Raw genomic sequence first — 23,599 nt, 5'->3', positions numbered from 1 at the left:
GAGTTCCCCCGACTCTCCGGGCTTTTTCTTTTTACGCCTTATCCGGGAGAGCCTTATCCGGAGACAGGCGGCTGCGCGGGAAGCGATGGACCTTGCCGCGGGCCAGCAGATGCACCTCGAACCGCGCCGCCAGCAGGCCGGACACCGCCGGGTCCAGCACGTTCAGCCCGCCCGCGAAGGCGCCGAAGGCCGGCAGGATCAGCTTGCCCCCGTCGAAGGCGAAGCAGCGCTCCCGCACCCGCCGGCCCGGCACGACGACGGCGGCCACCGGGTGCAGATGCCCCGACAATTCGCCCACCGCGCCCGGCAACGCCTCGTGCCGGAAGGTCAGAGGGCCGAGCGTCAGCTCGTCCAGGATGCGCCCGCCGAACCCCTCCGGCGGTTCCGGATCGTGGTTGCCGGTGACCCACAGCCAGTCCGCCACCCGCCCGGTCAGGTCGCGCAGCCGCGCCACGTCCCCCGCCTCCATGCGGCTCGCCGCCCGGCGGTCGTGGAAGCTGTCGCCCAGGCAGATCACCCGCTCCGGGGCCAGCCGCTCCACCAGATCCGCCAGCCGGCCGAGCGTCGCCCGCGTGTCGTAGGGCGGCAGCATCCGCCCGCGCGCCGCGAAGGCGGAGCCCTTCTCCAGATGCAGGTCGGCGACCACCAGCGTCCGTTCCGCCGGCCAGACCAGCGCGCCGGAGGCATCGGGGGCGAGTGCCGCGCCCCGCAGGGTCATCGTCGTGTCCATGTCCCTCACAACGTCAGCCGGCCCTGTGCATCACGGGGCTCATCACGGGGCGAATCCAGCTCCGGCATCGCTTCCGCCACCAGATCGGCGGCGGCCTGCTCCAGAAGCTCGTCGGTGGCGGAGCCGTCCACCCGTTCCCGCCCGATCTCCAGGATGACCGGCACGGCGAGGGGGGAGATTCGGTCGAGGTCCTTGTGGGTGATGCGGCCCTTCACCCGGACCAGGAAATCCGACAGGCGCCGCACGTCGGTCAGCCCGCCCGCCGCGTCGGCGCGGGTGGCGCGCAGCAGCACATGGCCGGGATCGTGCTTGCGCAGCACGTCGTAGATCAGGTCGGAGGAGAAGGTCACCTGCCGCCCCGACTTCTCCTGCCCGGGATGGCGGCGGTCGATGACTCCGGTGATCAGCGCCACGTTGCGGAAGGTCCGGCGCAGCATGGAAGACTCGTCCATCCAGGCTTCCAGATCGTCGCCCAGCATGTCCTGGTCGAACAGCCCGTCCATGTCCTTCGGTGTGCGCAGCGACCACACCGCCAGCACATAGTCGGTTGCGACGAAGCCGAGCGGGCCGCAGCCCATCCGCTCCATGCGGCGGGTCAGCAGCATCCCCAGGGTCTGGTGCGCGTTCCGCCCCTCGAAGGCGTAGACAACGAGGAAGCGCTTGCCCGCCTTGGGGAAGCTCTCCACCAGCAGCCCGTCGCGCGCCGGCAGGACGGAGCGCCAGCGCTGGAGCCGCAGCCATTCCTGCACGTCCTCCGGCAAGCCGGGCCACTGCGCCGGGTCGGCCAGCATGGCGCGCACCCGGTCGGCCAGCGCCGTGGTCAGCGGCAGCCGCCCGCCGGCGTAGGCCGGCACCTTCGGCTCCCCGGTGCCGCCCTTGGCGACCTGCGCCTCCATTTCGCGGATGCCGAGGAACTTCAGCAGCTGCCCGGCGAAGACGAAGGTGTCGCCGGGGGTGAGGCCCTGGATGAAATGCTCCTCCACCTCGCCCAGAACCGGGCCGCGGCTCAGGCGCACGCGCAGCATGGCCTCCTGCGTGATGGTCCCGACGTTCATGCGGTACTGCCGCGCCACCGCCGGCCCGGCCACCGCCATGCGCCCGTCCTCGCGCAGTTTCAGCCGGTGGAAACGCTCGTAATTGCCGAGCGCGTAGCCGCCGGTCGCCACGAAGTCCAGCACGTCGTCGAACTCGTCCCGCGCCAGCCCGGCGTAGGGGGCGGCGCGGACCACCTCGTCGTACAGGTCGTCGGGCCGGAACGGCTCCGCGCAGGCCATGCCGAGCATGTGCTGAGCCAGCACGTCCAGCCCGCCGGGGCGGGGCCGCTCGCCGTCCAGGCTCATGGCCGCCACGGCGTCGAGCGCGGCGCGGCATTCCAGCACCTCGAACCGGTTGGCGGGGACGAGCAGGGCGCGGCTCGGCTCGTCGAGCCGGTGGTTGGCGCGGCCAATGCGCTGGACCAGCCGGCTCGCCCCTTTCGGCGCGCCGATCTGCACCACCAGATCGACCGCCGCCCAGTCGATGCCGAGGTCGAGCGAGGAGGTTGCCACCACCGCCCGCAGCTTGCCCGTCGCCATGGCGGCCTCGACCTTGCGCCGCTGCTCCGCCGCCAGCGAGCCGTGGTGGAGCGCGATGGGCAGGGTGTCGTCGTTGAGGCGCCAGAGTTCCTGGAAGACCAGCTCCGCCTGGGCGCGGGTGTTGACGAAGACCAGCGTGGTGCGGTGGGCGCGGATGCGCTGGTACACCTCCTTCAGCGCGTGCATGGCCATGCGGCCGGACCAGGGCAGCCGCTCGCGCGTCGTCAGGATGTCCACCTCGGCGGAGGCGCCGGCCCGCCCGGTGACCAGCCGCACATCGCCGCCATCCGCGTGCCCGGTCTTGGACAGCCAGCCGAGCAGCTGCGCCGGCTCAGCCACCGTGGCCGACAGCCCGACCCGCCGGGCCTGCGGCGCCAGCCGGGCGAGCCGCGCCAGCCCCAAGGCCAGCAGGTCGCCGCGCTTGGTTCCAGCGAGCGCGTGCAACTCATCCACGATGACGCAGCGCAGGTGCCGGAAGATCGTTGCCGCGTCGGCGTAGGCGATCATCAGCGCCAGGCTTTCCGGCGTGGTCATCAGGATGTGCGGCGGGTTGGCCCGCTGTCGCCGCCGCTTGGATTCGGGCGTGTCGCCCGTGCGGGTCTCGGTGCGGATGGGCAGCCGCATCTCGGCGACGGGCTCTTCCAGATTGCGCTGGATGTCCACCGCGAGCGCCTTCAGCGGCGAGATGTAGAGCGTGTGCAGCCCCTCGCGCGGGCGCTCCGCCAGATTGATCAGCGAGGGCAGGAAGCCGGCCAGCGTCTTGCCGCCGCCGGTCGGCGCGATCAACAGGGCGCTGTCCCCGGCGACCGCCGCCTCGACCATGGCGAGCTGATGCGGGTGCGGCGCCCAGCCCCGCGACCGGAACCAGCCCTGGACGTTGGGGGGGAGGAGGGGGGAGGGGAGGTCGGGCATGAAGGACCGGGTGATTCGCTGAGACCGGAAAGAATAGTGTCGCGAATCGAACGGAGCAAGAACGGCAGCGCTTTTGCGTCCCGTTGACGGCTTTCGAGGCTGTGGTATTTTGGGAGGCAAGGAGGTGATGCGCCTTCGGTCTCCTGGAGGCGGAGCCGGTTTCCCGACCCCGCCCATTGGTTCCTTAGCGATCGTGGTCCTGGTTGAAGCCGGCTTCGAACTCGAACTTCATCCGGAACCAGAAGCGTCGGAGCCACTTCAGGTACTTTTTCAAGCGCTTCACCTCCTCTCGGATGCCGGACGGGTAGGGCCCGTCGGCACGCAACATCCGAAGGAATGCGTGGGCGCGGTCAACCGGGGATATGGCTCGGTGGAGTGGCCGCGGCACTTGGGCGCGTTGTTGAGGTGGGGAGGTTTTGCCCCCTCCCTGACCCTCCCCCGCTCTCGGCGGACCGAAGGTCCGCCTGCCGCGTCAGCGCAAACCTTTGGTTTGCGCGAGAGCTTCGCAGGGGAGGGAATTAAGCGCCGGTCACGATGCGGACGTGGATGGGTAGGAGGATCGTGCCGCCTTTCGCCTGCGCGTCGAAGCGGCGGGTTACCTCGGCGTCCAGGGCGGCGCGCTGCCCGGCGGTGAGGTCGTGCAGACGGTGGCCGAAGCTCATCTCCAGCGTGGCGCGCCAGAAGGGCTGGCCCTGGGGGACCTTGCGGACCGGGGTGATGTCGGTCTCGCTCACCGTGGCGAAGCCGGCGGCGCGCATCGCCTCCGCCAGAAGGCCGGGGGCGGCGAAGCGGAACAGCGGGTCCAGGCTGCGGTCCTCGCCCAGTTGGGCGGCGACGGCGTCGCCCACCGTGTCGAACAGGGCGTTGCCGGCGCGCGGCCCCCAGACCATGAAGGCCGCCCGCCCGCCGGGGCGCAGAACGCGCCGCAACTCGGCCAGGGCCGCCGTCACGTCGGGAACGAACATGATGCCGAAGCGGCAGGTCACCCGGTCGAAGCTCGCCGCGGCGAAGGGCAGGGCGGTCATGTCGGCGGCGGCGAAGGCCGGGCGCAGCCCGTCGGCGATGCCCGCGGCGCGGCGCCGGGCGCCGGCCATCATGCCGGGCACGAGGTCGCTGCCCACCACCAGCCCGTCCGGACCTGTCCGCAGCGCGGCGCTCAGCGCCGGTTCGCCGGCGCCGGAGGCGAGGTCCAGCACCCGGTCGCCCGCCGTCACCCCGGCGGCGTCCAGCAGGGGCTGGTTCAGCTTGTCGGCCAGATCGGCCATCGGGTCGGCCCAGCGGTCCCAGGCGTCGGCGCTGGCGGTCCAGCGGGCGCGCTCGGCGTCGCCGTCGATGGGGCGGTCGGACAAGTCGTGCATGGTCAGTGAAGGAGCCTTGCGGTGCCGGTGATGCGGGGGGCGGAATCGGCGTCGCGCAGCCGCTCGTTCAGCGCCGCGACCTCCTCCGCCAGCTTGCGGTTCGCCTCGGTCAGGGCTTGGACGCGCCCCTCGGCGGCCTGCTGCTGGGCGTTCAGGGCGGCGACGTTCTCGGCCAGTCGGCGCATCTGCTGGGCTTGGCGGGCGCCGCCCTCGTTGACGCTGCGGCGGATCGAACCGACGGCGGCGAGCACGATCACGCTGACCGTCGCACCCGTCAGTAGGGCGGCGATGGCCAGAGCCCAGACCCAATCCCCCGATGGCAGTTCCATGGCCGAAGCCGCCCCTGCGTTGCGTCCGGACCATCGGGAACGACCGTCCGGTGGACGAAGGGTTTCAGCATCCAATGAAATGTCGAGTGGGTCAAGCCGGGCGCCGGAACGGAAAAGGCCCGGCCGTTGCCGGCCGGGCCTTTCGTGAGGCGATTGCTGCGCTCTGCGGTCAGGCGACGGTGTCGTCGACCGGGCGGGCGGCCTTGGCGCGCATGTCCTTCAGGTGGTCGCCGAAGGCGCGCAGGACCGGCATGATCCGCTGCATCTGGTCCGACGTGACGTGGGCGTCGGTCTTCAGGACGATGGTCGGCGCTTCCGACATCAGGCGCTTGGAGCGCATCGGGCCGACCTTGTCGTCCATGAACATGGACAGCCCCATCAGAATGCCGAGCGTCACGTCATCGGGCGCCTTGGGCAGAGCCAGCACGTCGTGCAGCTCGTTGAGGAGGGTGTAGGCGACGATGGACGTGCGTTCGATGGTGTCAACGTCGGCGGCCATGGACATCGGCGTAATCCTTGAGGCGCTGAAAGTGTGCGATATGGCCAAAGGTTAGCGCTCGGATCGTAACCAAACTGTTAACCATCCCTCACCCGAGTCGCCACGAGTCGCTTTTTTCGAGTCGCAATCCCCGGTCGCCGAATCAGGAGAGTCGACTCATGCCTCCGCGTGAATCGACTTGGTGGTCATGGCCCGCTCCACCCGCTCGATGGCGGCCATCACCGCGTCCGGGCGGGCGTGCTGCGGCATGTGCCCGGTCTCCGCCAGCAGGTGCAGCGTCGATCCCTTCACCGCGTTGTGCAGCTGCACCGCGTGGGCGTGGGGATCGACGATGCGGTCCTCCCGTCCCGCGACGATCGACATCGGGCAGCGGATCTCGGAATAGTGCGGCGCCATCGCCGCCACGCCGGGAATCAGCGCGGCGAGCTGGGCGGCCGCCGCCTCCAGCTGCGTCGGGCGCAGCAGAAGGTCGGGAGGCAACTCGTTGTAGCGGGGCGGCACGGGGTTCGGTTCGAAGATGCGGCGCATCATCGCCGGCAGGATCAGCCGGTCCAGCGGCGGCAGGACGGTGTGGCTGAGCAGCGGACCGGCCACTGGAATGGCTGGTCCCATCATGGGGAGGAAGTCGAGCCGCGGGGTTGGGTGGGTGAAGGCCGACAGGATGACCAGACCGCCGATCTCCTCCGGGAAATCCAGCGCCCAGGCCAGCGCCACCGCCCCGGCCAGCGAATGGCCGACGACGATGGGACGCTCCAGCCCCAGCTTGCGGGTGGCGGCGCGCAGCAGCGCGGCCTGGGCGGCGGGGGCGGCGTCGCGCCGCGGCGTCGCCTCACTGTAGCCATGGCCGGGCCGGTCGAAGCAGACGCAGCGCCGGTGCCGGGCCGCCTCGTCCAGAACGCTCAGCGCCCAGTCGTCGGCGGTGGTGCCGTTGCCGTGCAGGAACACCACGGGGGGCGCCGTGCCGTCCTTCGGCCCATGGTCGAGATAGTGCAGGCGGGTGCCGCCGACACTCATGAAATGCCCGAACGGCGGGTGTTCCCGCTCCGCCCGGCTGGTGCGGCGGCGGGTGTCCAGCCACAGGCCGGCCAGCAGACCGGCGGCGAGAGCCAAGCCGCTGCGCATCAGCGGACCCTCCGAGTGCACGCTTGCGGTGCGACGGAACAGCGTGTGGGATGCGGCATGGCTGGCCTCCTCCGTGTTGCGGGACAGGGGTGCAACAGGAGGTGGGTGGGGCGGTTCCGGTGCGCAGGGCCGCCATGTCTCAACATTGTTTCCACAAATTAAACTAAAATCTTATCATTCTGCGGACACAAGGACGGGAGAACCGTCCATCGTTCGGAATTGGATCGACGCCATACCATGAAGCTTTTTTCCAAAGCGGGAGTATCGCGATGAGCGCCGCCGCCAAGCAGCAGCCGACCCCAGCCGCGCCCGACAACGCCGTTCCGGCGGGCGCGTCCCTGCCCGCCGTCTACACCGACCTGGGCCGCATCATCGAGAGCATGACCCGGCGTTTCCTGGACGTGCTGCGGATGGAGCTGGCGCGGATCGGGATCGACGACCTCAGCCCCGGTCAGGCCCTGATGCTGATCAACATCGGCGGCGAGGAGCTGTCGGTGCGCGATCTGCTGGAGCGCGGCTACTATCTCGGCTCCAACGCCTCCTACAACCTGAAGCATCTGGTCGAGGCGGGCTATGTCGACCGCTCCGCCTCGCAGCGTGACCGGCGCACGGCGCGGCTCCGTCTGTCGGAGCGCGGCCTGAAGCTGTGCGAGGCGCTGCGCGGGCTAGAGGCGGTGCGGGGCGAGGCGCTGATCCGCAGCGACGAGGAAGCCGCCGATCTGGAGACGACATACCGCACGTTGCGCCGTTTGGAGCGGGCGTGGAGCGATCTGATCCGCTACGATACGCCGGAGTATTGATCCCGAGCGTCCGTTCCGGAAGACCCAGCGCATGTCACAGCGGTCCCTGAGCCAGAAGGATGTCGAACGCCTGCTGGCTGCCCCAGATGCCCAGGCGCGCATCGACACCATGACCCATCTGGTGCGCGACCTGGAGGCGGGGGACCTCGCCGAGGCGGAACGGGCGCTGGCCATGGACATCCTGCAACGCTTCGCCGCCGACGCGGTGACCGCCGTGCGCGAGGCGGTGGCGTGGCAGATCCACAACTCCTCCCTGCTGACCGAGGGGCTGGCGGAAAAGCTGGCCCGCGACGTGGACCGGGTGGCCTTCCCCATCCTGCGCCACGCGGAGAAGCTGAGCGAGGGCTTGCTCCTGGACATCCTGCGCGAACGGCGCCCGGCGAAGGAACTGGCCATCGCCGGGCGCCGCTCCGTCCCGCCCGCGGTGTCCGACGCGCTGGTGCGCAACGGCAACGTCATCGTCATCACCGAGCTTCTGCGCAACCGCGGCGCCGTCATCCCGGAACCGTCCCTGCACAGCGTGCTGGACCGCTGGGGCGGCGTCGCCACGGTGAACGAGGCGATGGCGGCGCGGCCCGACCTGTCGGCGGCGGTGGTGGAGAAGCTGATCCTCTTCGTGTCGGAGGAGATCCGCAACCGGCTGATCCGCACCCACCGGCTCAACCCCCGCCTGATCGGCATCCTGGTGGAGCGGGCGCGGGAGGCGGCGACCCTGCTCCTGCTCAAGCCGCTGACCCCGCGGGAGGCGGACGTGGAACTTCTCGCCCGCCATCTGCTGATCCGCGGGCGGCTGTCGGCGCCGCTGCTCTTCCGTGCGCTGTGCGCCGGGGAGATCGCGCTGTTCGACGCCGGGATCGCGGTGCGCGCCAACCTGCCGCCGGAGAACGCCCGTCAACTCGCCTGGGACGGCGGGCCGCACGCGCTGAAGGGGCTGTTCGCCAAGGCGGGCCTGTCCTTCACCCTGCTGAAACCCTTCCGCGTCGCCATCGCGGTGGCGAAGGCGATGGACTACCGGGGCGGCGACGAGGGCCGTGAGCGCTTCCAGACGGAGGCCATCGCCACCCTGTTCGACGCCTGCGGCAACAGCCAGGACCGCGAGATCGACGACCTGCTGCTGCAACTGTTCGACCAGACCTCGGCGGAGGTGATCGAAAAGGCGCTGGAGCAGGCGGGGATGCCCTTCTCTCCGTTGAACAGCTGAGTCACAGGCTGAAGAAGGTCTTCAGGCGGGCCAGCAGGTCATGCTCGGTCGTCGTCTGGGGCACGGCGGTGGGGGCGGTGGCGCGGCGGTGGGCGTCGTTGCGGCGCTGGCGCAGGCCCATCAGGTCGGCCAGCCGGGCGGCCAGCTCCGGACGGCGGCGCAGGACGGGGTCGAGCGCCTCCTTGTCCAACTCGTAGACCACGGCGTCGGTGTTGGCGATCACCGACGCGCTGCGCGGCTGGCCGGTCAGCAGCGACATTTCCCCGAACACGTCGCCCGGTCCCATGTGGTCGAGCAGGAGCGTCCGCCCCCCGAAGGCCCCGCGCACGTCCAGCGCGCCCTCGGCCACCAGGAAGAGGGAGGTCCCGGTTTCGTCCTGGCGGACCACCGCCTCCCCGGCGGCGACGTGGCGCAGATGCATGCCGGAGGCCAGCTCGTCGATCTCCTCCGGGCGGAAGGCGGCGAACAGGTCCACATGGGACAGCAGGTCCCGCCCCAGCCCCAGCGCCGAACAGGGCGGCGGGCGGTTGCTGCGGCGGCGCATCTCCTGCTTGGGGCTGGCCGGCTCCAACCCGGCGCGGGCGAGATGCTCCAGGATGGTGGTCGCCACGGCGTCGCGGGTGGCGGCCAGCCGGGAATAGTCCGCCACCCAGAAACGCGCCTGATAGGTGACGCCGTTCAGGGTGATGCTCTCCACGACCACGTCGGGCCGCGGCTCGGTGGGGACGGTGTCGCAGCAGACGATGGCCGACAGGATGATCCGCTTGGCGCGGGCCACCGGCACCTCGGCGTCGAGGGTCACCGGCACCCCGGCGCGGAAGCCGCTGCCGGGCTGGCTGAAGTTGGTGATGCGGTTGCCCGCGGCCAGCCCGTTCGGCACCACCAGCGCCGTGCCGTCCAGCGTCACCAGACGGGTGGCCCGCCAGTTGATCTCGTCCACCCGCCCGGTGACGCCGGGTGTCAGCTCCACCCAGTCGCCGATGCGGTAGGGATGCTCGACGTTCAGCGCGATGCCGGAGAAGATGTCGGCGATCATGTTGCGCAGCGCGAAGCCCAGCACCGCGATCACCACGCCGGAGGTGGCGACCAGACCGGTCACCGGCTGGCCCAGCACGAAGGCCAGGATGCCCAGCACCGCCAGCCCGTAGAGCAGCGCGCGCAGCAGGTCGGTCAGCAGGCGCGGCATCGGCGTGGCGCGGGCGTTGCGCGCCACCACGAGGTCGACGACCCGCGACCCCAGCCACGCCGCTCCCAGCCACGCCACCGCGGCGAGCAGCGAGGCCAGCGCGTCCGCCACCATGACGCCCGCGACAGGGGTGATGTGGCCGGACAGCCAGGGGCGCTGCCCCGCCAGACCGGCCGCCCCGAGGGTCAGCAGCGCCGGGGCCAGAAGATGGCGCAAGCCGAGGCGCGGCGGCGCCCCGGTGGGGCCGACGGGAAGCGGGGCGAGGCGGGATGAATCGGGCATGCGGGACCGGCAACCTCCTGCCCCGTGACCTTCGCACCGCGAGCGGAACCGTCAAGCCCAAAATAGGAATAGGCGAAGCGGCCCCGGTCTTCGCGCAAAATGGGGTGGTTGGGGAATGCCATCGCTCCTTAATATTCGGAGGGTGGAGAGAGAAAGGATGAGGTCCGAAAAACCGCGAACATTGTCCGCCCACCAAGCATAAGATTGAAATTCCCAAAGAGAAGAGCCAGAAGAGCGAGGTGTCCATGCCTCATGCCGCCATGATCGTGGCGGCCGCGCTGCTCCTGTTGCCGGGCGCGGCGTCGGCCCAAAGCGCGAACGCTCAAAGCACGAATGGACGGGTGAAGGCGCCGGAAGGGGCGCGCGCCTACATCATGTGGCCGTCCAACGGCACCACCATCTCCGGCGGAAAGCTGTGGGTCCGCATGGGCTTGCAGAACATGGGCATCGCCCCGGCCGGCATCCGCAAGGAGGACACCGGGCACCACCACCTGCTGGTGGACTCCGATCTCGCCACCTACGACGAGCCGATCCCGAACACCAAGCAGTCGCTGCATTTCGGCGGCGGCCAGACGGAGGTGCGGCTGGAACTGCCGCCGGGCCGGCACACGCTCCAGATGATCCTGGGCGACGCGGATCATGTGCCGCACGACCCGCCGATCATGTCGCAGAAGGTCACCATCATCGTCCCTTAAGGGCATCGTCCCTCAACGGGAGCGCGACAGGGAGGAAGTCATGATGCGCACCGCCGCCGTCCCGGTCCTTCTGGCCGTCCTGCTCGCCGCCGGGCCGCTGGCCGCGCAATCGTCGCCGGAGGCCGACCCGCTCGACAAGCCGCTGTCCGACACCACCAACACGCCGCAGCCGGCCAGCCCGGGGCACGAGCATGAAAGCACCCCCTCCACCCCCGACGCCGCGAAGTCCGGGCGGACGGCGGCGCCGAAGGACGCCTATATCTATATCGGCTGGCCCAACGACGGCGAGGCGGTGAGAGGCCGCTTCAAGGTGTGGTTCGGCCTGCGCAACTTCGGCGTGGCGCCGGCGGGCGTGCGAAAGGACAACACCGGCCACCATCACCTGCTGGTGGACACCGACCTGCCGCCGATGGACGAGCCGATCCCCAACAACCGCAACTACATCCATTTCGGCAAGGGCCAGACGGAAACCTACCTGGAGCTGCCGCCGGGGCGGCACACGCTCCAGCTTCTGATGGGCGATGCGGAGCACATCCCGCACGACCCGCCGATCCTGTCCAAGAAAATCACCATCACCGTGCGTCCGGGCGGCGACAGCACGCGCGTGTCAGTGCGTTGATCTGGCCCGCTGATCCAGCCGGGTAAACGTCCAGGGAGTGAGGCCATGGGAATTGTCGGGCGCACCGGTTTCGCGAGGGTGGCGGCTGTCGCGGCGCTCCTGCTTCTCGGAGCCTGCGTGACCTCGGGCGAACAGGCGACCGTGGTCCAGAAGCCGAAGACCCCGCCCGTGCGCACGGTGTCCAACTTCAGCGAGGCGCTGCGCTGCATGGACACGCTGATGTGGAACCATGGCAAGCGCGACATCTTCATCACCTCCAACGGGATCCCCGACGCCACGGGCCGGGTGGCCGGCGGCACCAAGGAGATGCTGATCACCGCCGTGTCGCGCATGTCGGAGCGGTCGAACGCCTTCCGCTTCGTCGATTTCGAGCCGACGCTGGACGACGTGAACGCGCTCTACTGGATGATCGGGGTGCAGCCCAACTTCCGCGCGCCGTCCTATTATGTCCGCGGCGCCATCACCCAGCTCGACGACAATGTGGTGAGCGAGGCGGCCAGCGCCGGCATCTCGCTGCCGACCTTCGACTTGGGCATCTCCGCCGATCAGGTGATGTCGGTGATCTCGGTCGACCTGAACATCGGGGAACTGGCGACCCGCCAGATCATCCCCGGCCTGTCGGCCAGCAACTCGCTCGCCATCATCTCGTCGGGCAAGGGGGCGGACGCCGGGGCGGTGATCGGCAAGGCCGGCCTTTCCTTCAACGTCTCGCTCAACAAGTCCGAGGGGCTGCATCAGGCGGTGCGCACGCTGATCGAGCTCAGCACGATCGAGGTGCTGGGCAAGATGACCCGCACCCCCTACTGGCAGTGCCTGGGCATCGACCAGACCAACCCGGCCTTCGCCGGGCAGGCGCGCGACTGGTTCGACGGCATGGCGCCGTCGCAGCGCGTCGCCTACGTCCAGCGCGTCCTGCTGGCCGAAGGCTATTACGACGGTCCGGACAGCGGCCAGCTCGACGAGCGCACCCGCGACGCGATTTCCCGCTATCAGGCGGACAACGACCTGATCGCCACGGGGCGCATCGACTTCGACCTCTACCAGCGCATGCTCGCCCAGCCCAGCGGCCAGAAGGGGCCTGGGGCGCCGCGCCTGCAATCCGTGTCGAACGCGGGCGGGGAGGGGCTGCCGCGCGCCACGCCGGCGCCGGCCGGGGCACCGCCCGATCTCGTCCTCAGCTCCGACCGCGGGCCGCAGCCGCGCTACCGCGCCGGGGAGGCGCTGGTGGTCAAGGTGCAGCCGACGGCCAACGGCTTCGTCTACTGCTACTACCAGGACGCCGCCGGGTCGGTGGCCCGCATCTTCCCCAACCGCTTCCAGCCCGACAGCTTCGTCCAGGCCAACCAGCAGGTCGAGGTCCCGCCGGGGGCGCAGAAGCCCTTCAACCTGCGCATGGACCGTCCCGGCGCCTCCGAGACCATCGCCTGCGTCGTCTCGCCCGACGAACTCGGGACGCGCATCGCCGACCGCTACAAGACCGAGGACCTTCAGCCCATCCCCGGCGCGACGCTGGCGGACGTGGTGGGCGCCTACGGCAGCATCCAAGGGACCAACGTGCGCAGCCGGCAGATGGCCGTGCAGGTGCTGCCCGCCGTGTCGGCTCAACGATAGGGATTGTGGGCCGGCTCACAGCGCGGGGATGGGGGATGGGGTAGAGAAGGGGGCAGCCGAACATCACGCCAGATCATGGCGCCGAATCATGGGAGACCAGCGATGCCGCGACCGACCTCCAAGACCATCGCCCGACGGCTGAACGGCGTGGCGCTTCCCGCTCTGGCCCTGCCGATGATCGCCCTGGCCTGCATGGCGGTTCCCGCGCGGGCGCAGACCGTCGAGGGCTCCGGCGGCAACCGGGTCATGATGTTCGAGCGCCCGCCGACCGTGGACGAACTGCGCGAAGCGGTGAAGCCCGGCCCGGCGCCGACGGACGGAACCGAGCAGCCGAAGATCCGCACCCGCAGCATCGAGATCATCGGCGGCGGCATGAACAGCGCCAACCGCCCGCGCCCGACCGACAGCGTCAACTACGGCACGCCCGCCCAGCAGCAGGCGACCCCGCAACAGAGCTACAGCCCGCCGACCACCCCCGTGGCGCAGCCGGACCCCGCGCCCCAGCCCAAGCCCAAGCGCGCGCCCGTGCAGGAGGCCGCGGCCCCGCCCGTCGCCCCGCCGCCGGCCGCGCCGCGCCGTTCCAACGGCGTGCAGCCGGCCACGCTGTCCGCGCCGGAGACTGCGGCGGAGACCCGCCCGACCAACGGTTTCGGCTTCCGCATAAACTTCGCCTTCAACTCCGCCGACGTGCCGAAGGAGTTCTATTCCTACGTCGACGCGGTCGGTGGGCTGATGTCGCAGGACCCGCAGCTCCGCCTCGTCATCGAGGGGCACACCGACGCCGTGGGAAGCGATCAATACAACCTCGCCCTCTCCGAGCGCCGGGCCGTGTCGGTGGGCGAGTATCTGGTGCGCGTCCATCACATCGAGCCGCAGCGCATCGCCATCGCCGGCCTGGGCAAGAGCCAGCCGCTGACCCCCGACCCGACCGACAGCCGCAACCGGCGCGTCGAGTTCCGGCCCATCCAGTGACCCAGGGGGAAGGGAGAGCGCGCCATGATCCGGAAACTCCTGCTCCTGGTGGCGATCGCGGCGCTCCCCCTCGTCGGGGGCGCCGCCGACGCGACGGTGGTCCGCAAGAGGAGCAGCGACGCGGGCGTGCAGCCCGGCGGCCTCGACGTCGGGGTTCCCAAGGGCCGCGTGCGCATCCAGTGCTGGCAGGACGGCGAGAAGATCATCGACGAGAGCGATCTGAACGTCCTGTCGCTCAGCGTCGCCAGCCAGTTGAACGCGCTGCGTTTCCGCCGGGCGGGCGAGCCGGAGAACAGCCTGGCCATCGTGACGCGGAACCGGACGTCGTGCCTGTTGAGCCCGAAGGAATGATGGGAGTATTGCCCCCACCCTGACCCTCCCCCGCTTCGCAGGGGAGGGAATTGGTGCTGCATGTACAAAAATCCCTCCCCTGCGAAGCGGGGGAGGGAGGGGACCCGCGAAGCGGGGAGGGTGGGGGCAATGCCCCCATCAACTCCGCTCTCAATGCACGCTGACCAGTTCCATGCCGTGCTCCTGCAACGTCGCCCCCGCCGACGCGCGGTCGGTGTCCAGCCACAGGCAGGTGCCGTTCGCGGCGTACACGGCGTAGGCGGGCAGGCCGTCGATCTCCACCGACCGGAGATAGGCGACCTCCAGGATTCCATGACGGGCGAAGCGGTCGTCGAAACCGTCGGCAACGTCTTCGGCTTTGGGACGGCGGGCGGTCATGGTCGGTCTCCTCGGGCGTAGGGGCGGACCAACGGGGCGCCGGTCCTGCCCGGCACTCTAGGGGTCTGGACCGGGCCGCGCTGTGGCGCCCGCCACACTCATTACGTCGGAGGGGGCCAACTCCTGCGCAACTTTGTGCTGCGCCTCACAGCGGCCGCTGTCTTCCGCCGTCTAGCCTCGACGGGCCGGCGCTTTGGCCGGCGCGCATCATTTCGGAGGTCCGACCATGCCCGTCCGTTCACGGCGCCAGCCCTTCTTTGGGCCGGGTCCGCAGCCCCGCCCTTCCCCCTTCGCCGCCTGGACAGGCGTCCGCGAAACGCCAATGATTCCGCGATCCCCGCCGGTGGAGGCCAGCATGGCGCACAGGACCCTGAGCGGACTCGTGGCGGCGGCCCTGACCCTGGCCGCCGTCGCGGCGGTCGGTCTCACCACCGGCCGCGCGGCGGCGGAGCCCGCTGTGGTCGTCGCCTCCACAGCCCCCGGCTACGCCCAGGGGCAACTGGTCCCCGACGGCGCGGCGGTCAGCGTGCCGGACGGCGCCAACGCCATGTTCCTGTTCGCCAACGGGCGCATGCTGCGGGTCAAGGGGCCGTTTGACGGGCCGCTGGACCGTATGCCCGACGCCTCGGGCTGGACCGGCGTCGGCAGCCTCGTCGGCGGGGAGCGCTTCTTCCAGACCGACCTGGGCGCCGCCCGCGCGGTCGGTACCCCGATGCAGAAGGGGGAGGAGCAGGTCTTCACCCTTGATCCCGGCCGCCCCGGAACCCAATGCGTGAAGTCCGGCGGCACGGTTCTGCTGCGCAAGCCCGCCGACCCGGCGCTCATCCCGGCCACCCTGCGCGCGGAGGGGCGCGAGGCCACCTCCACGCTGCGCTGGGACAAGGGAGCCGCGGTGCCCTGGCCGCGCGAGTTGCCGATGACCGACGGCACCGCCGTCTCCGTCGCCGGGCCGGACGGGCGGGTGCGCCACAGCCTGACCCTGCGCGTGATCGCCGCCGAAGGCGTCGGGGCAGGGCAGGGCGCGGAGCTGGCCGTCCGGCTGGCCGGCGCCGGCTGCGCCGCGCAGGCGGCGGCCCTGCTCGACCCGGTGCGGGACAGCGTGGCGCCGCTGAACCTTTATCTCGCCACCGACCGCGGCCTCTACCCGACCTACCGGTCCGGGGAGGCGGTGACGCTGGTGCTCCAGACGAACCGGGACGCGCATCTCTACTGCTACCTGCGCAACACGCGCGGCCAGTTGACGCCGATCTACCCGCCGGGGCCGTCGGCCAGCTCGCTGCTGGAGGGGCACCATACCCTGACGCTGGCCGGCGACCGCATGCCGGTGCCGCTGCGCGCGGCGGAGCGGTCGGGGAGCCTGTCCGCCGACCAGGAGGTGCGCTGCTTCGCCGCCGGGCGCGATCTCGGCGCCGACCTGCCGGGTCGGCAGGACGCCTTCCGGCCGCTGACCGACGAGGCGGCGGCCCGGCTGGAGCGGACGCTCGCCTCGCTGAAGCAGACCGATCTGGTGATGGCGCAGGTGATCCTGCGCGTGGAGTGAGGGCGCCGCCGTTGGGGACATCGGGGGGCAGGCTGGATTGGGTGAAAGCCCCATGGCTCGCCAGAGAGTTCGCCAGAGGATTCGTGGGGTTGGCCGCGGTGGTCGGCGTGTCGGCGGCGGCGCTGGGGCTGACCCGGCTGGTGCCGCCCCTGCGCTCCGCCGACGAGAGCTTCCGCGACCTCGCCATCGCCTACTTCACGCCGTCCGCCCCGCAGCATCCCGGCATCGTGCTGGTCACGCTGGGGGAGGACCTGTTCGCCACGCTGGCCTGCCGGTCGCCGGTCGACCGCGGCTTCCTCGCCGATCTGGTGGGGACGCTGGAGGCGGCCGGGGTGCGGGCGATCGGGCTGGACATCCTGTTCGACCAGCCGACCCTGCCGGCGCTCGACGAGCGGCTGCGCCAGCGCATCCAGCGCGCCACGGTGCCGGTGGTCGCCATCACGGCGCTCGGCGACACGCCGCTGACCGAGGAGCAGCGGCGCTACCTCGGGCGGTTCCTCGACGGCATCCCGCACGGCCACGCCAACCTCGCCAAGGACCGGCTGGACGGCACGGTGCGCTGGCATGTGCCGCGCGGTCCGGACGGGCTGCCCAGCTTCCCGGCGCGGATGGCCCAGGTCGCCGGAGGGACGGCAAGGGGGGAGGTCCCGGCGGAGCCCTTCCGCATCGACTGGCACGCCCGCCCGTCGCCGGATGCGCCGCCCTTCCCGACCTATCCGGCGGACATGGTGGGGATGCTGCCGCGCGGCTGGCTGGCCGGGCGGATCGCCGTGGTCGGCACCGTCCTGGTCGGGGTGGACCAGCACCGCACGCCGCTGTCGGTCGCCGGTCTGTCCACGCCGGGGGTCGAGATCCAGGCCCACGCGCTGGCCCAGATCCTCGACGGACGGACCAGCCGCGACCTGTCCGACGCCTGGGTCGTCGCGCTGGTTCTGGCGCTGAGCGCCGCGGGGGTGGCGCTGGCCTTGGCCGGCTGGCCGGTGTGGTTGCTGGTGCCGGCCAGCCTGCTCGGGCTGCTGGGGCTGTGGGCGGCGGCGCTGGCGCTGTTCGCCCAGGGCGGGCCGCTGGTGGCGATGATGGCGCCCTCGGCGGCGTGGCTGGGTGGCATCGCGGCGATGACCGCGCATCTGTCGCTGAAGGAGCGCGCCGACCGCCGCAGCCTGATGCAGCTGTTCGCCAACCACGTCTCCCAGCCCGTCGCCGACGAGATCTGGCGGGAGCGCGCGACCTTCCTGGCCGGCGGACGCCCCCGCCCCCAGGAGCTGACCGCCACCGTCTTCTTCTCCGACATCGAGGGCTTCACCACCGTCTGCGAAGCGCTGGAGCCGGAACCGCTGATCCTCTGGCTGGAGGGTTATCTCGACGCCATGGTGCGGGTGGTGGCCGCGCATGACGGGATCGTTCTGCGCTTCATCGGCGACGCCATCCTGGCGGTCTTCGGCGCCCCCGTCGCCCGCACCACCCAGGCGGAGATCGACGCCGACGCCGAGCGCGCCGTGCGCTGCGCCATCCAGATGGGGCGGGAGCTTCGGGAGCTGAACAAGCGCTGGCAGGCGGAGGGGTTGCCGGCCATCGGCATCCGCGTCGGCATCCACACGGGGCCGCTGGTGGCGGGCAGCCTGGGCGGGTTGCGGCACATGGAATATTCGCTGCTCGGCGACACCGCCAACACGGCGGCCCGGCTGGAGGCGCTGGGCAAGACGGTGAGCATGCGCTCCTCCCCCCATTGCCGGATCGTCATCGGGGAACCCACCTGGACGGCGGTGCAGGGCACGGTGGCCGGGCTGCCGGTCGGCGAGATGGCGCTGAAGGGCAAGCGCAAGGCGGTCCGCGCCTGGCTGGTCCTCGACCGGGAGGGGGAGGAGGTGCGGCCCGCGGCGGAGGCCGGGGAGTGACCGGGCTTCTCCGTATTCGGGATTAGGCTGAATGAACGCTTGGTACGCAGGAATCGAAATATTAACCTGGGGAGAGCGGCAATTTTATGCCGATGGGTGCCGGGTATGGGGTGCGCAACCGCCTTCCCACCATGGAGCCGGCCGATGTTCGACGGACCCTCGACGCAGCATCGTTTGGGCAGGGACCTCTGGTCGCTCGCCTTCGTCCTGCTGTTGCTGGGCCTTCTCGGCTGGGCACCAGGGGCGTCAGCCCAATCCGCTCCCCCTCAATCTCCGCCGCCCCAGGCCTCCCAATCACCGGAGAAGCGCATCGCGCTGGTCGTCGGCATCGGCAAGTACGAGTTCGCGCCCGAACTCCAGAACCCTGTCAACGACGCCAAGGCCATCGCCGAGGCCCTGCGCAAGCTGCAGTTCGACGTGGACGAGAAGTTCGACATGGACAACCGCGGCTTCGAGCGGGCGTTGCGCGACTTTGGCATCCGCGCCTCGCAGGCCGACGTGGCGGTGATCTTCTACGCCGGGCACGGCATCCAGGTGGGCGGCAACAACTACATCGTCCCGGCCGACGCCAGGCTGGAGCGCGAGCGCGACCTCGTCTACGAGGCGATGCCGCTGAACCTGATGCTGGGCGAGCTGTCGCAGGCGCGCAAGCTGGGCATCCTGATGCTCGATTCCTGCCGCAACAACCCCTTCGTGGACCGGCTGAAGCAGGCCGGGCAGAACCGCATCCAGGTCAATTACGGCTTCGCCCGCGTCGACGATACGCCGAGCGACACGCTGGTCGCCATGGCCACCCGCGCCGACCAGCTGGCCGAGGACGGGCAGAGCGACCACAGCCCCTACACGGACGCGCTGCTCCAGCATCTCCAGACGCCAGGGCTGGAGTTGAGCCTGTTCTTCCGCAACGTGCGCGACACCGTGCGGCAGGCGACCAACGGGCGGCAGGAGCCCTACATCTTCGGCTCGCTGGGGGCTGCACCCTTCTACTTCAACCCGCGCCCGCCCAACCGCCCGCCGGTGCTCGGCGAGATCCGTCCGCTGGAGCTGTCCGACCGCGCCGACGCCGAGCCGCTGCGCATCGGGCGCCCGACCGATCCGGACGACGACCAGCTCTTCGCCCAGATCTCCGGCCTGCCGCGCGGCGGCAGCGTGCGCATCGGCGACCGTACCGTGCTGATCGGCGACTACCTGACCGTCGAGCAACTCGCCGCCACCAGCTTCAAGCCGGACGCGACGATGGTGGGGGACGCCGGGCGCTTGGACTTCGCGATCATGGACGGGCGCGGCGGCGTGGTGCGGGGCGGGGTGGCGATCACCATCAAGCCCAGCAACCGCCCGCCGGTCGTCGCCGGGGCGCGCACCGTCCGCGCCCTGCCGAACCTCCTGGCCATCGAGCCGCCGGCGGACCCCGACGGCGACCCGCTGACCATCACCGTCACCGCCGTGCCCGACCGCGGCAAGGTGCGCGACGGCGCCACCCTGGTCCGTCCCGGCGACCGCCTGCCGGCCGAGGGGCTGACCCGGCTGACCTTCGACCCGGAGCAGGAGCGGGCCGGGGCCGCCGGCGCCTTCACCTATCAGGTGGAGGACGGCAAGGGCGGCAAGGCGACCGGCACCGTGGCGCTGGAAATCGCCCCGCCGGGCGCCACCCCGGCGGCGCCGGTGCTGGAGGAATCGCTGTGGCAGATGGTCAAGGGCAGCCGCGAGCCCGCCGACTTCGAGGCCTTCCTGCGGCTGTTCGGCAACGGTGCCTACGCCAAGCCGGCACGGGAGAAGCTGGGCGCGCTGGCCCCTGCCGCCAAGCCGCCGGAGGTCGCGTCGGCTCGGCCGCCGCCACCGACCCAACCGGCTCCTCCTCCGGCTTCGCCCCCGGCCCCCGCTCCGGTCGTCGAGGCTGCGGCACCGACTCCACCGGCACCGACTCCACCGGCACCGCCGCAGCCGGCCCCGGCGCCGGAACAGGTGGCCGCGGCGCCCCCGAGCGGCAACGGGAACAGCGCGGTGCGCAACCACAGCAAGTCGGCCAGCTTCCAGGATTGCCCGGACTGCCCGGTGATGGTGCGCATCGCGCCCGGCAGCTTTAGCATGGGCAGCGACCAGGGCGACCGCTCGGAGCGTCCGGTGCACAAGGTGACCATCGTCAAGCCCTTCGCGCTCGGCGCCTACGAGGTGACGGTGGCCGAGTGGCGCGCCTGCGTCGAGGGCGGCGGCTGCACCGGCGGCATGCCGCGCATGACCAAGCCCACCGACAACACCCCGATCCACAACATCTCCTGGCTGGAAGCCCAGGCCTACGCGAAGTGGTTGAGCCAGAAGACCGGCCAGCGCTACCGCCTGCCGTCCGAGGCGGAGTGGGAATACGCGGCGCGCGGCGGCACGACCGGCCGCTACTGGTGGGACGGGCAGACGGGGACGCTCGCCAACTGCAAGGACTGCGGCGGCGCGCAGGAACGGCTGACCCCGGCCTCGGTCGGCAGTTACAAGCCGAATCCCTTCGGGCTGCACGACATGAACGGCGGCGTGGCGGAGTGGGTCGCCGACTGCTGGCACGCGGACTATGCGGGCGCGCCGACGGACGGCAGCGCCTGGACGTCCGCCAACTGCCGGGAGCGCGTGTTGCGCGGCGGGTCCTGGCGGGGCGGTTTGGCTGACATCACCGACACGGCGCGCCTGTTCTACGATCCCGACGTGCGGTATCTGAACAACGGGATGAGGGTGCTGCGGGAGTTAAATTGAGGGGGAGTGGTTGCGTCGGGCCCCCACCTTAACCCTCCCCCGCTGACGCAGGGGAGGGGACTGCCGCCGCCTCGCCAAAATCTCCCTCCCCTGCGCAGCGGGGGAGGGCCGGGGTGGGGGCACCACGCGACACCCTACCCATTCGCCTCGGCGATCTCCTCCAGCGCGTTACGGTCGAGCAGGGTGATCCGCCCGGATTCCACGGCGATCACGCCGTTGCGCTGCCATTCGCCAAGCAGCTTGTTGATGCTTTCCCGCGAGACGCCAACCAAGCATCCAAGCTGTTGCTGCGACAGCTTGATGTCCAGCTTCAGCCCGCCCGGCGCCGGCTTGCCGAACACGTCGGCGAGACGCATCAGCGCGCGGGCGAAGCGCGACGACGCCTCCAGGAACAGCGTGTCCTCCAGATGCTCGCTGGTCTGGCGCAGGCGCTTGCACAGCACCGTGATGAGTTGCAGCGCCACCGCCGGGCGCTCGTTGAGCAGCGGCACGAACTTGGAGCGGTCGAGCACCAGCAGGTCGGTCTCCTCCAGCGCCACGGCGTCGGCGGTCCGCGGCTCGCCGTCGAGCAGGGCGATCTCGCCGAACAGGCCGCCCTTGTTGATGATGTTCAGCACCAGCTCCTTGCCGTCGGTGGAGTGGGAGCAGATCTTCACCCGCCCGCGGATGACCGCCATCATGCTGTCGCCGGGGTCGCCCTTCTGGAAGATGACCGCGCCGGGCCGGAAATAGGCCAGCCGGGCGCTGGCGGCGAGGCGTTGCAACTCCGGCTTCTCCAGATGCTTCAGCAGGAAATGCCCGGACAGCACCAGTTCCTTGTCGAACGCGATCCGCACCGTCGTCATGGTCGCCCCCATACGGCTCGATGCCGGACAGTGTAGCGGGCGGACGGCCCGCAACCGCGGCGCCAGAGGCGGTAACGCGCTCGCCCGCCCCTGCCACGTTCTTGCGGGCATAGGGGGAAGGACCGACCAAAGGTGAATCTTGTTCTGCCCAATGGTTCGTGACTACCATCATCAGCAAGGCGTCCGGCATGAGGCGCCGGCCCTGACTCAGGGACCGCAGAACAGGGAAGGAGACGAGCGTGGACGCCACCACTCCGTCCGCAGGTCTGTCCAGGCGCACGGCCAACCATGTGCCGCTGACGCCGCTGGACTTCCTGCGCCGCTCCGCGATGGTCTATCCGGACAAGACCGCCGTGGTCTACGGCCCCCTGCGGCGGAGCTGGTCGGAGGTCGAGCGCCGCGCCCGCGCGCTGGCCTCCGCGGTGAGCCGGGCCGGCGTCCGGCCGGGGGAGGTGGTGTCGGTCCTGGCCTTCAACACCCCGGCGATGCTGGAGGCGCATTTCGGCATTCCCGGCGCCGGGGCGGTGCTGAACGCCATCAACACGCGGCTCGACGCGCCCGCCGTCGCCTTCATCCTGGAGCACGCGGAAAGCCGCCTGTTCCTGGTGGACCGCGGCCTGTCCGCGGTGGCCCGCGCCGCGCTGGAGCGCATGGCGGCCCCGCCGCGGGTGGTGTGGATCGACGATCCGGCGGCGCAGGACGCCGACCCGGTGGGCGATCTGGAGTATGAGGACTTCCTCAAGACCGGTGATCCCGAGGCGCCCTGGCGCATGCCCGAGGACGAGTGGGAGTCCATCGCGCTCAACTACACCTCCGGCACCACCGGCAACCCCAAGGGCGTTCTGTACCATCACCGCGGCGCCCATCTGAACGCGCTCGGCAACGTCATCACCTTCGGGCTGCGCCCCGACAGCGTCTATCTGTGGACGCTGCCCATGTTCCACTGCAACGGCTGGACCTACCCCTGGGCGGTGACGGCGGTCGGGGCGACCCATGTCTGCCTGCGCGCCGTCGACCCGGCGGCGATCTTCCGTCTGATCGCCGAAGAGAAGGTCACCCACCTCTGCGGCGCGCCGGTCGTGCTGACCATGCTGATCCACGCGCCGGACGCGGTGAAGCGCGCCTTCGACCACGGGCCGGTCCAGGTGGCGACCGGCGGGGCGGCGCCGCCCAGCGCGGTGATCGCGGGGATGGAGCGGATGGGCTTCCGCCTGACCCACCTCTACGGCATGACGGAATGCTACGGCCCCTCCACCGGCTGCGCGTGGCAGGAGGGCTGGGCGGAGCTGCCGCTGGAGGAACGGGCGGTGAAGATGGCCCGCCAGGGCGTGCCCAACGTCACCATGTCCGAGCAGACCGTGCTCGACCCCGACACGGGCCGCGAAGTGCCCGCCGACGGCGAGACGCTGGGCGAACTGGCGCTGCGCGGCAACACGGTGATGAAGGGTTACCTGAAGAACCCGGCGGCGACCGACGAAGCGCTGCGCGACGGTTGGCTGCACACCGGCGACCTCGCCGTGCTGCACCCCGACCGCTACGTCGAGATCAAGGACCGCGCCAAGGACATCATCATCTCCGGCGGCGAGAACATCGCCTCGCTGGAGGTCGAGGAGGTTCTCTACAAACACCCCCACGTCATGGAGGCCGCCGTCGTCGCCCGTCCCGATGCGAAATGGGGCGAGACTCCCTGCGCTTTCGTCACGCTGAAGCCGGGATCGGAGGGGCGGGTGACCGAGGCCGAGGTGATCGGCTGGTGCCGCGACCATCTCGCCCATTTCAAGGCGCCCCGGACGGTGGTGTTCGGGGCCCTTCCGAAAACCTCGACTGGGAAGATCCAGAAGTTCGTGCTGCGCGAGCAGGCGAGGGGGTTGTGAGAGGGGAGTGGTCGCATCGGAGCCCCCCTCCCAAACCTCCCCCCGCTTCCGCAGGGGGAGGAGCTTGTTCCCTCCCCTGCGAAGCGGGGG

General features: G+C 70.8%; 20 protein-coding genes. 11 read left to right on the top strand and 9 right to left on the bottom strand.

Features of this window, described 5'->3' with window-relative positions; translation table 11 throughout:
- Positions 1-31: 31 nt before the first annotated feature.
- From pdeM to D3869_RS02455, 6 genes are all read right to left on the bottom strand, one after another.
- On the bottom strand, positions 32-730 hold the full coding sequence (pdeM, locus tag D3869_RS02480; RefSeq protein ID WP_137138818.1) for a ligase-associated DNA damage response endonuclease PdeM: 699 nt from the start codon (positions 728-730) through the stop codon (positions 32-34).
- Between the two features lie 5 nt (positions 731-735).
- Positions 736-3,216, bottom strand: coding sequence for a ligase-associated DNA damage response DEXH box helicase (locus D3869_RS02475; RefSeq protein ID WP_137138817.1), 2,481 nt, complete (start codon positions 3,214-3,216; stop codon positions 736-738).
- 518 nt (positions 3,217-3,734) lie between these two features.
- A complete protein-coding gene (locus D3869_RS02470) occupies positions 3,735-4,574 on the bottom strand; it encodes a class I SAM-dependent methyltransferase (protein WP_137138816.1) in 840 nt (279 codons plus the stop codon).
- A 2-nt stretch (positions 4,575-4,576) separates the two neighbouring features.
- Positions 4,577-4,903 (bottom strand): hypothetical protein, encoded by a 327-nt coding sequence (locus D3869_RS02465; protein WP_137138815.1) that lies wholly within the window; start codon positions 4,901-4,903, stop codon positions 4,577-4,579.
- A 169-nt stretch (positions 4,904-5,072) separates the two neighbouring features.
- Positions 5,073-5,402 carry a hypothetical protein gene (locus tag D3869_RS02460; protein WP_237903362.1) on the bottom strand — a complete coding sequence of 110 codons (330 nt, stop codon included), beginning with the start codon at positions 5,400-5,402 and terminating at the stop codon, positions 5,073-5,075.
- A 156-nt stretch (positions 5,403-5,558) separates the two neighbouring features.
- Positions 5,559-6,524 carry an alpha/beta fold hydrolase gene (locus D3869_RS02455; protein WP_137138814.1) on the bottom strand — a complete coding sequence of 322 codons (966 nt, stop codon included), beginning with the start codon at positions 6,522-6,524 and terminating at the stop codon, positions 5,559-5,561.
- A 269-nt stretch (positions 6,525-6,793) separates the two neighbouring features.
- On the opposite strand from D3869_RS02455, the gene D3869_RS02450 reads away from it, so the two are divergent.
- On the top strand, positions 6,794-7,324 hold the full coding sequence (locus D3869_RS02450; RefSeq protein WP_137138813.1) for a MarR family winged helix-turn-helix transcriptional regulator: 531 nt from the start codon (positions 6,794-6,796) through the stop codon (positions 7,322-7,324).
- A gap of 31 nt (positions 7,325-7,355) precedes the next feature.
- Positions 7,356-8,525: a DUF2336 domain-containing protein gene (locus D3869_RS02445; RefSeq protein WP_137138812.1), complete on the top strand. Its 1,170-nt coding sequence runs from the start codon at positions 7,356-7,358 to the stop codon at positions 8,523-8,525.
- Between the two features lies 1 nt (position 8,526).
- Here D3869_RS02445 and D3869_RS02440 read toward each other — a convergent pair whose 3' ends face one another.
- Complete coding sequence (locus tag D3869_RS02440; protein WP_247895693.1) at positions 8,527-9,993, bottom strand: mechanosensitive ion channel family protein; 1,467 nt, start codon at positions 9,991-9,993, stop codon at positions 8,527-8,529.
- 245 nt (positions 9,994-10,238) lie between these two features.
- Between D3869_RS02440 and D3869_RS02435 the strand changes: the two genes are divergently transcribed.
- The 5 genes from D3869_RS02435 (at position 10,239) to D3869_RS02415 (ending at position 14,241) form a co-directional block, all read left to right on the top strand.
- Positions 10,239-10,688: a DUF4399 domain-containing protein gene (locus D3869_RS02435; protein WP_014240576.1), complete on the top strand. Its 450-nt coding sequence runs from the start codon at positions 10,239-10,241 to the stop codon at positions 10,686-10,688.
- 40 nt (positions 10,689-10,728) lie between these two features.
- A complete protein-coding gene (locus tag D3869_RS02430) occupies positions 10,729-11,307 on the top strand; it encodes a DUF4399 domain-containing protein (protein WP_247874814.1) in 579 nt (192 codons plus the stop codon).
- A gap of 45 nt (positions 11,308-11,352) precedes the next feature.
- The gene (locus D3869_RS02425; RefSeq protein WP_137138811.1) at positions 11,353-12,918 is read left to right on the top strand and encodes a DUF4384 domain-containing protein; all 1,566 of its coding nucleotides are present in this window, start codon (positions 11,353-11,355) and stop codon (positions 12,916-12,918) included.
- Between the two features lie 102 nt (positions 12,919-13,020).
- Positions 13,021-13,890 carry an OmpA family protein gene (locus tag D3869_RS02420; RefSeq protein ID WP_175426387.1) on the top strand — a complete coding sequence of 290 codons (870 nt, stop codon included), beginning with the start codon at positions 13,021-13,023 and terminating at the stop codon, positions 13,888-13,890.
- Positions 13,891-13,914: 24 nt separating this feature from the next.
- A complete protein-coding gene (locus tag D3869_RS02415) occupies positions 13,915-14,241 on the top strand; it encodes a hypothetical protein (RefSeq protein ID WP_137138809.1) in 327 nt (108 codons plus the stop codon).
- Positions 14,242-14,391: 150 nt separating this feature from the next.
- Here the strand turns inward: D3869_RS02415 and D3869_RS02410 are convergent, their stop codons facing one another.
- A complete protein-coding gene (locus tag D3869_RS02410) occupies positions 14,392-14,619 on the bottom strand; it encodes a DUF1150 family protein (RefSeq protein ID WP_137138808.1) in 228 nt (75 codons plus the stop codon).
- 355 nt (positions 14,620-14,974) lie between these two features.
- Between D3869_RS02410 and D3869_RS02405 the strand changes: the two genes are divergently transcribed.
- The 3 genes from D3869_RS02405 (at position 14,975) to D3869_RS02390 (ending at position 20,790) form a co-directional block, all read left to right on the top strand.
- Positions 14,975-16,159, top strand: a complete 1,185-nt coding sequence (locus tag D3869_RS02405; protein WP_137138807.1) for a DUF4384 domain-containing protein — start codon at positions 14,975-14,977, stop codon at positions 16,157-16,159.
- 83 nt (positions 16,160-16,242) lie between these two features.
- Positions 16,243-18,054 (top strand): adenylate/guanylate cyclase domain-containing protein, encoded by a 1,812-nt coding sequence (locus D3869_RS32965; protein WP_175426386.1) that lies wholly within the window; start codon positions 16,243-16,245, stop codon positions 18,052-18,054.
- 144 nt (positions 18,055-18,198) lie between these two features.
- Positions 18,199-20,790, top strand: a complete 2,592-nt coding sequence (locus D3869_RS02390) for an SUMF1/EgtB/PvdO family nonheme iron enzyme (RefSeq protein WP_175426385.1) — start codon at positions 18,199-18,201, stop codon at positions 20,788-20,790.
- Between the two features lie 134 nt (positions 20,791-20,924).
- Here D3869_RS02390 and D3869_RS02385 read toward each other — a convergent pair whose 3' ends face one another.
- The gene (locus D3869_RS02385) at positions 20,925-21,635 is read right to left on the bottom strand and encodes a Crp/Fnr family transcriptional regulator (RefSeq protein ID WP_175426384.1); all 711 of its coding nucleotides are present in this window, start codon (positions 21,633-21,635) and stop codon (positions 20,925-20,927) included.
- Positions 21,636-21,874: 239 nt separating this feature from the next.
- Here D3869_RS02385 and D3869_RS02380 point away from each other — a divergent pair, with 239 nt between their 5' ends.
- Complete coding sequence (locus D3869_RS02380; protein ID WP_137138804.1) at positions 21,875-23,509, top strand: acyl-CoA synthetase; 1,635 nt, start codon at positions 21,875-21,877, stop codon at positions 23,507-23,509.
- Positions 23,510-23,599 lie beyond the last annotated feature (90 nt).

Source organism: Azospirillum brasilense (genome assembly GCF_005222205.1).
GTDB classification, from domain to species: domain Bacteria; phylum Pseudomonadota; class Alphaproteobacteria; order Azospirillales; family Azospirillaceae; genus Azospirillum; species Azospirillum brasilense_G.
Note: the sequence above shows the minus strand (reverse complement) of the source record. Positions and strands in the feature narration are given on the sequence as shown.

What these genes read in the sequence shown, in the direction of transcription:
- pdeM (WP_137138818.1), bottom strand. Translation starts at nt 730, where the DNA reads ATGGACACGACGATGACCCTGCGGGGCGCGGCACTCGCCCCCGATGCC.
- D3869_RS02475 (WP_137138817.1), bottom strand. Translation starts at nt 3,216, where the DNA reads ATGCCCGACCTCCCCTCCCCCCTCCTCCCCCCCAACGTCCAGGGCTGG.
- D3869_RS02470 (WP_137138816.1), bottom strand. Translation starts at nt 4,574, where the DNA reads ATGCACGACTTGTCCGACCGCCCCATCGACGGCGACGCCGAGCGCGCC.
- D3869_RS02465 (WP_137138815.1), bottom strand. Translation starts at nt 4,903, where the DNA reads ATGGAACTGCCATCGGGGGATTGGGTCTGGGCTCTGGCCATCGCCGCC.
- D3869_RS02460 (WP_237903362.1), bottom strand. Translation starts at nt 5,402, where the DNA reads ATGGCCGCCGACGTTGACACCATCGAACGCACGTCCATCGTCGCCTAC.
- D3869_RS02455 (WP_137138814.1), bottom strand. Translation starts at nt 6,524, where the DNA reads ATGCGCAGCGGCTTGGCTCTCGCCGCCGGTCTGCTGGCCGGCCTGTGG.
- D3869_RS02450 (WP_137138813.1), top strand. Translation starts at nt 6,794, where the DNA reads ATGAGCGCCGCCGCCAAGCAGCAGCCGACCCCAGCCGCGCCCGACAAC.
- D3869_RS02445 (WP_137138812.1), top strand. Translation starts at nt 7,356, where the DNA reads ATGTCACAGCGGTCCCTGAGCCAGAAGGATGTCGAACGCCTGCTGGCT.
- D3869_RS02440 (WP_247895693.1), bottom strand. Translation starts at nt 9,993, where the DNA reads ATGCCCGATTCATCCCGCCTCGCCCCGCTTCCCGTCGGCCCCACCGGG.
- D3869_RS02435 (WP_014240576.1), top strand. Translation starts at nt 10,239, where the DNA reads ATGCCTCATGCCGCCATGATCGTGGCGGCCGCGCTGCTCCTGTTGCCG.
- D3869_RS02430 (WP_247874814.1), top strand. Translation starts at nt 10,729, where the DNA reads ATGATGCGCACCGCCGCCGTCCCGGTCCTTCTGGCCGTCCTGCTCGCC.
- D3869_RS02425 (WP_137138811.1), top strand. Translation starts at nt 11,353, where the DNA reads ATGGGAATTGTCGGGCGCACCGGTTTCGCGAGGGTGGCGGCTGTCGCG.
- D3869_RS02420 (WP_175426387.1), top strand. Translation starts at nt 13,021, where the DNA reads ATGCCGCGACCGACCTCCAAGACCATCGCCCGACGGCTGAACGGCGTG.
- D3869_RS02415 (WP_137138809.1), top strand. Translation starts at nt 13,915, where the DNA reads ATGATCCGGAAACTCCTGCTCCTGGTGGCGATCGCGGCGCTCCCCCTC.
- D3869_RS02410 (WP_137138808.1), bottom strand. Translation starts at nt 14,619, where the DNA reads ATGACCGCCCGCCGTCCCAAAGCCGAAGACGTTGCCGACGGTTTCGAC.
- D3869_RS02405 (WP_137138807.1), top strand. Translation starts at nt 14,975, where the DNA reads ATGGCGCACAGGACCCTGAGCGGACTCGTGGCGGCGGCCCTGACCCTG.
- D3869_RS02390 (WP_175426385.1), top strand. Translation starts at nt 18,199, where the DNA reads ATGTTCGACGGACCCTCGACGCAGCATCGTTTGGGCAGGGACCTCTGG.
- D3869_RS02385 (WP_175426384.1), bottom strand. Translation starts at nt 21,635, where the DNA reads ATGACGACGGTGCGGATCGCGTTCGACAAGGAACTGGTGCTGTCCGGG.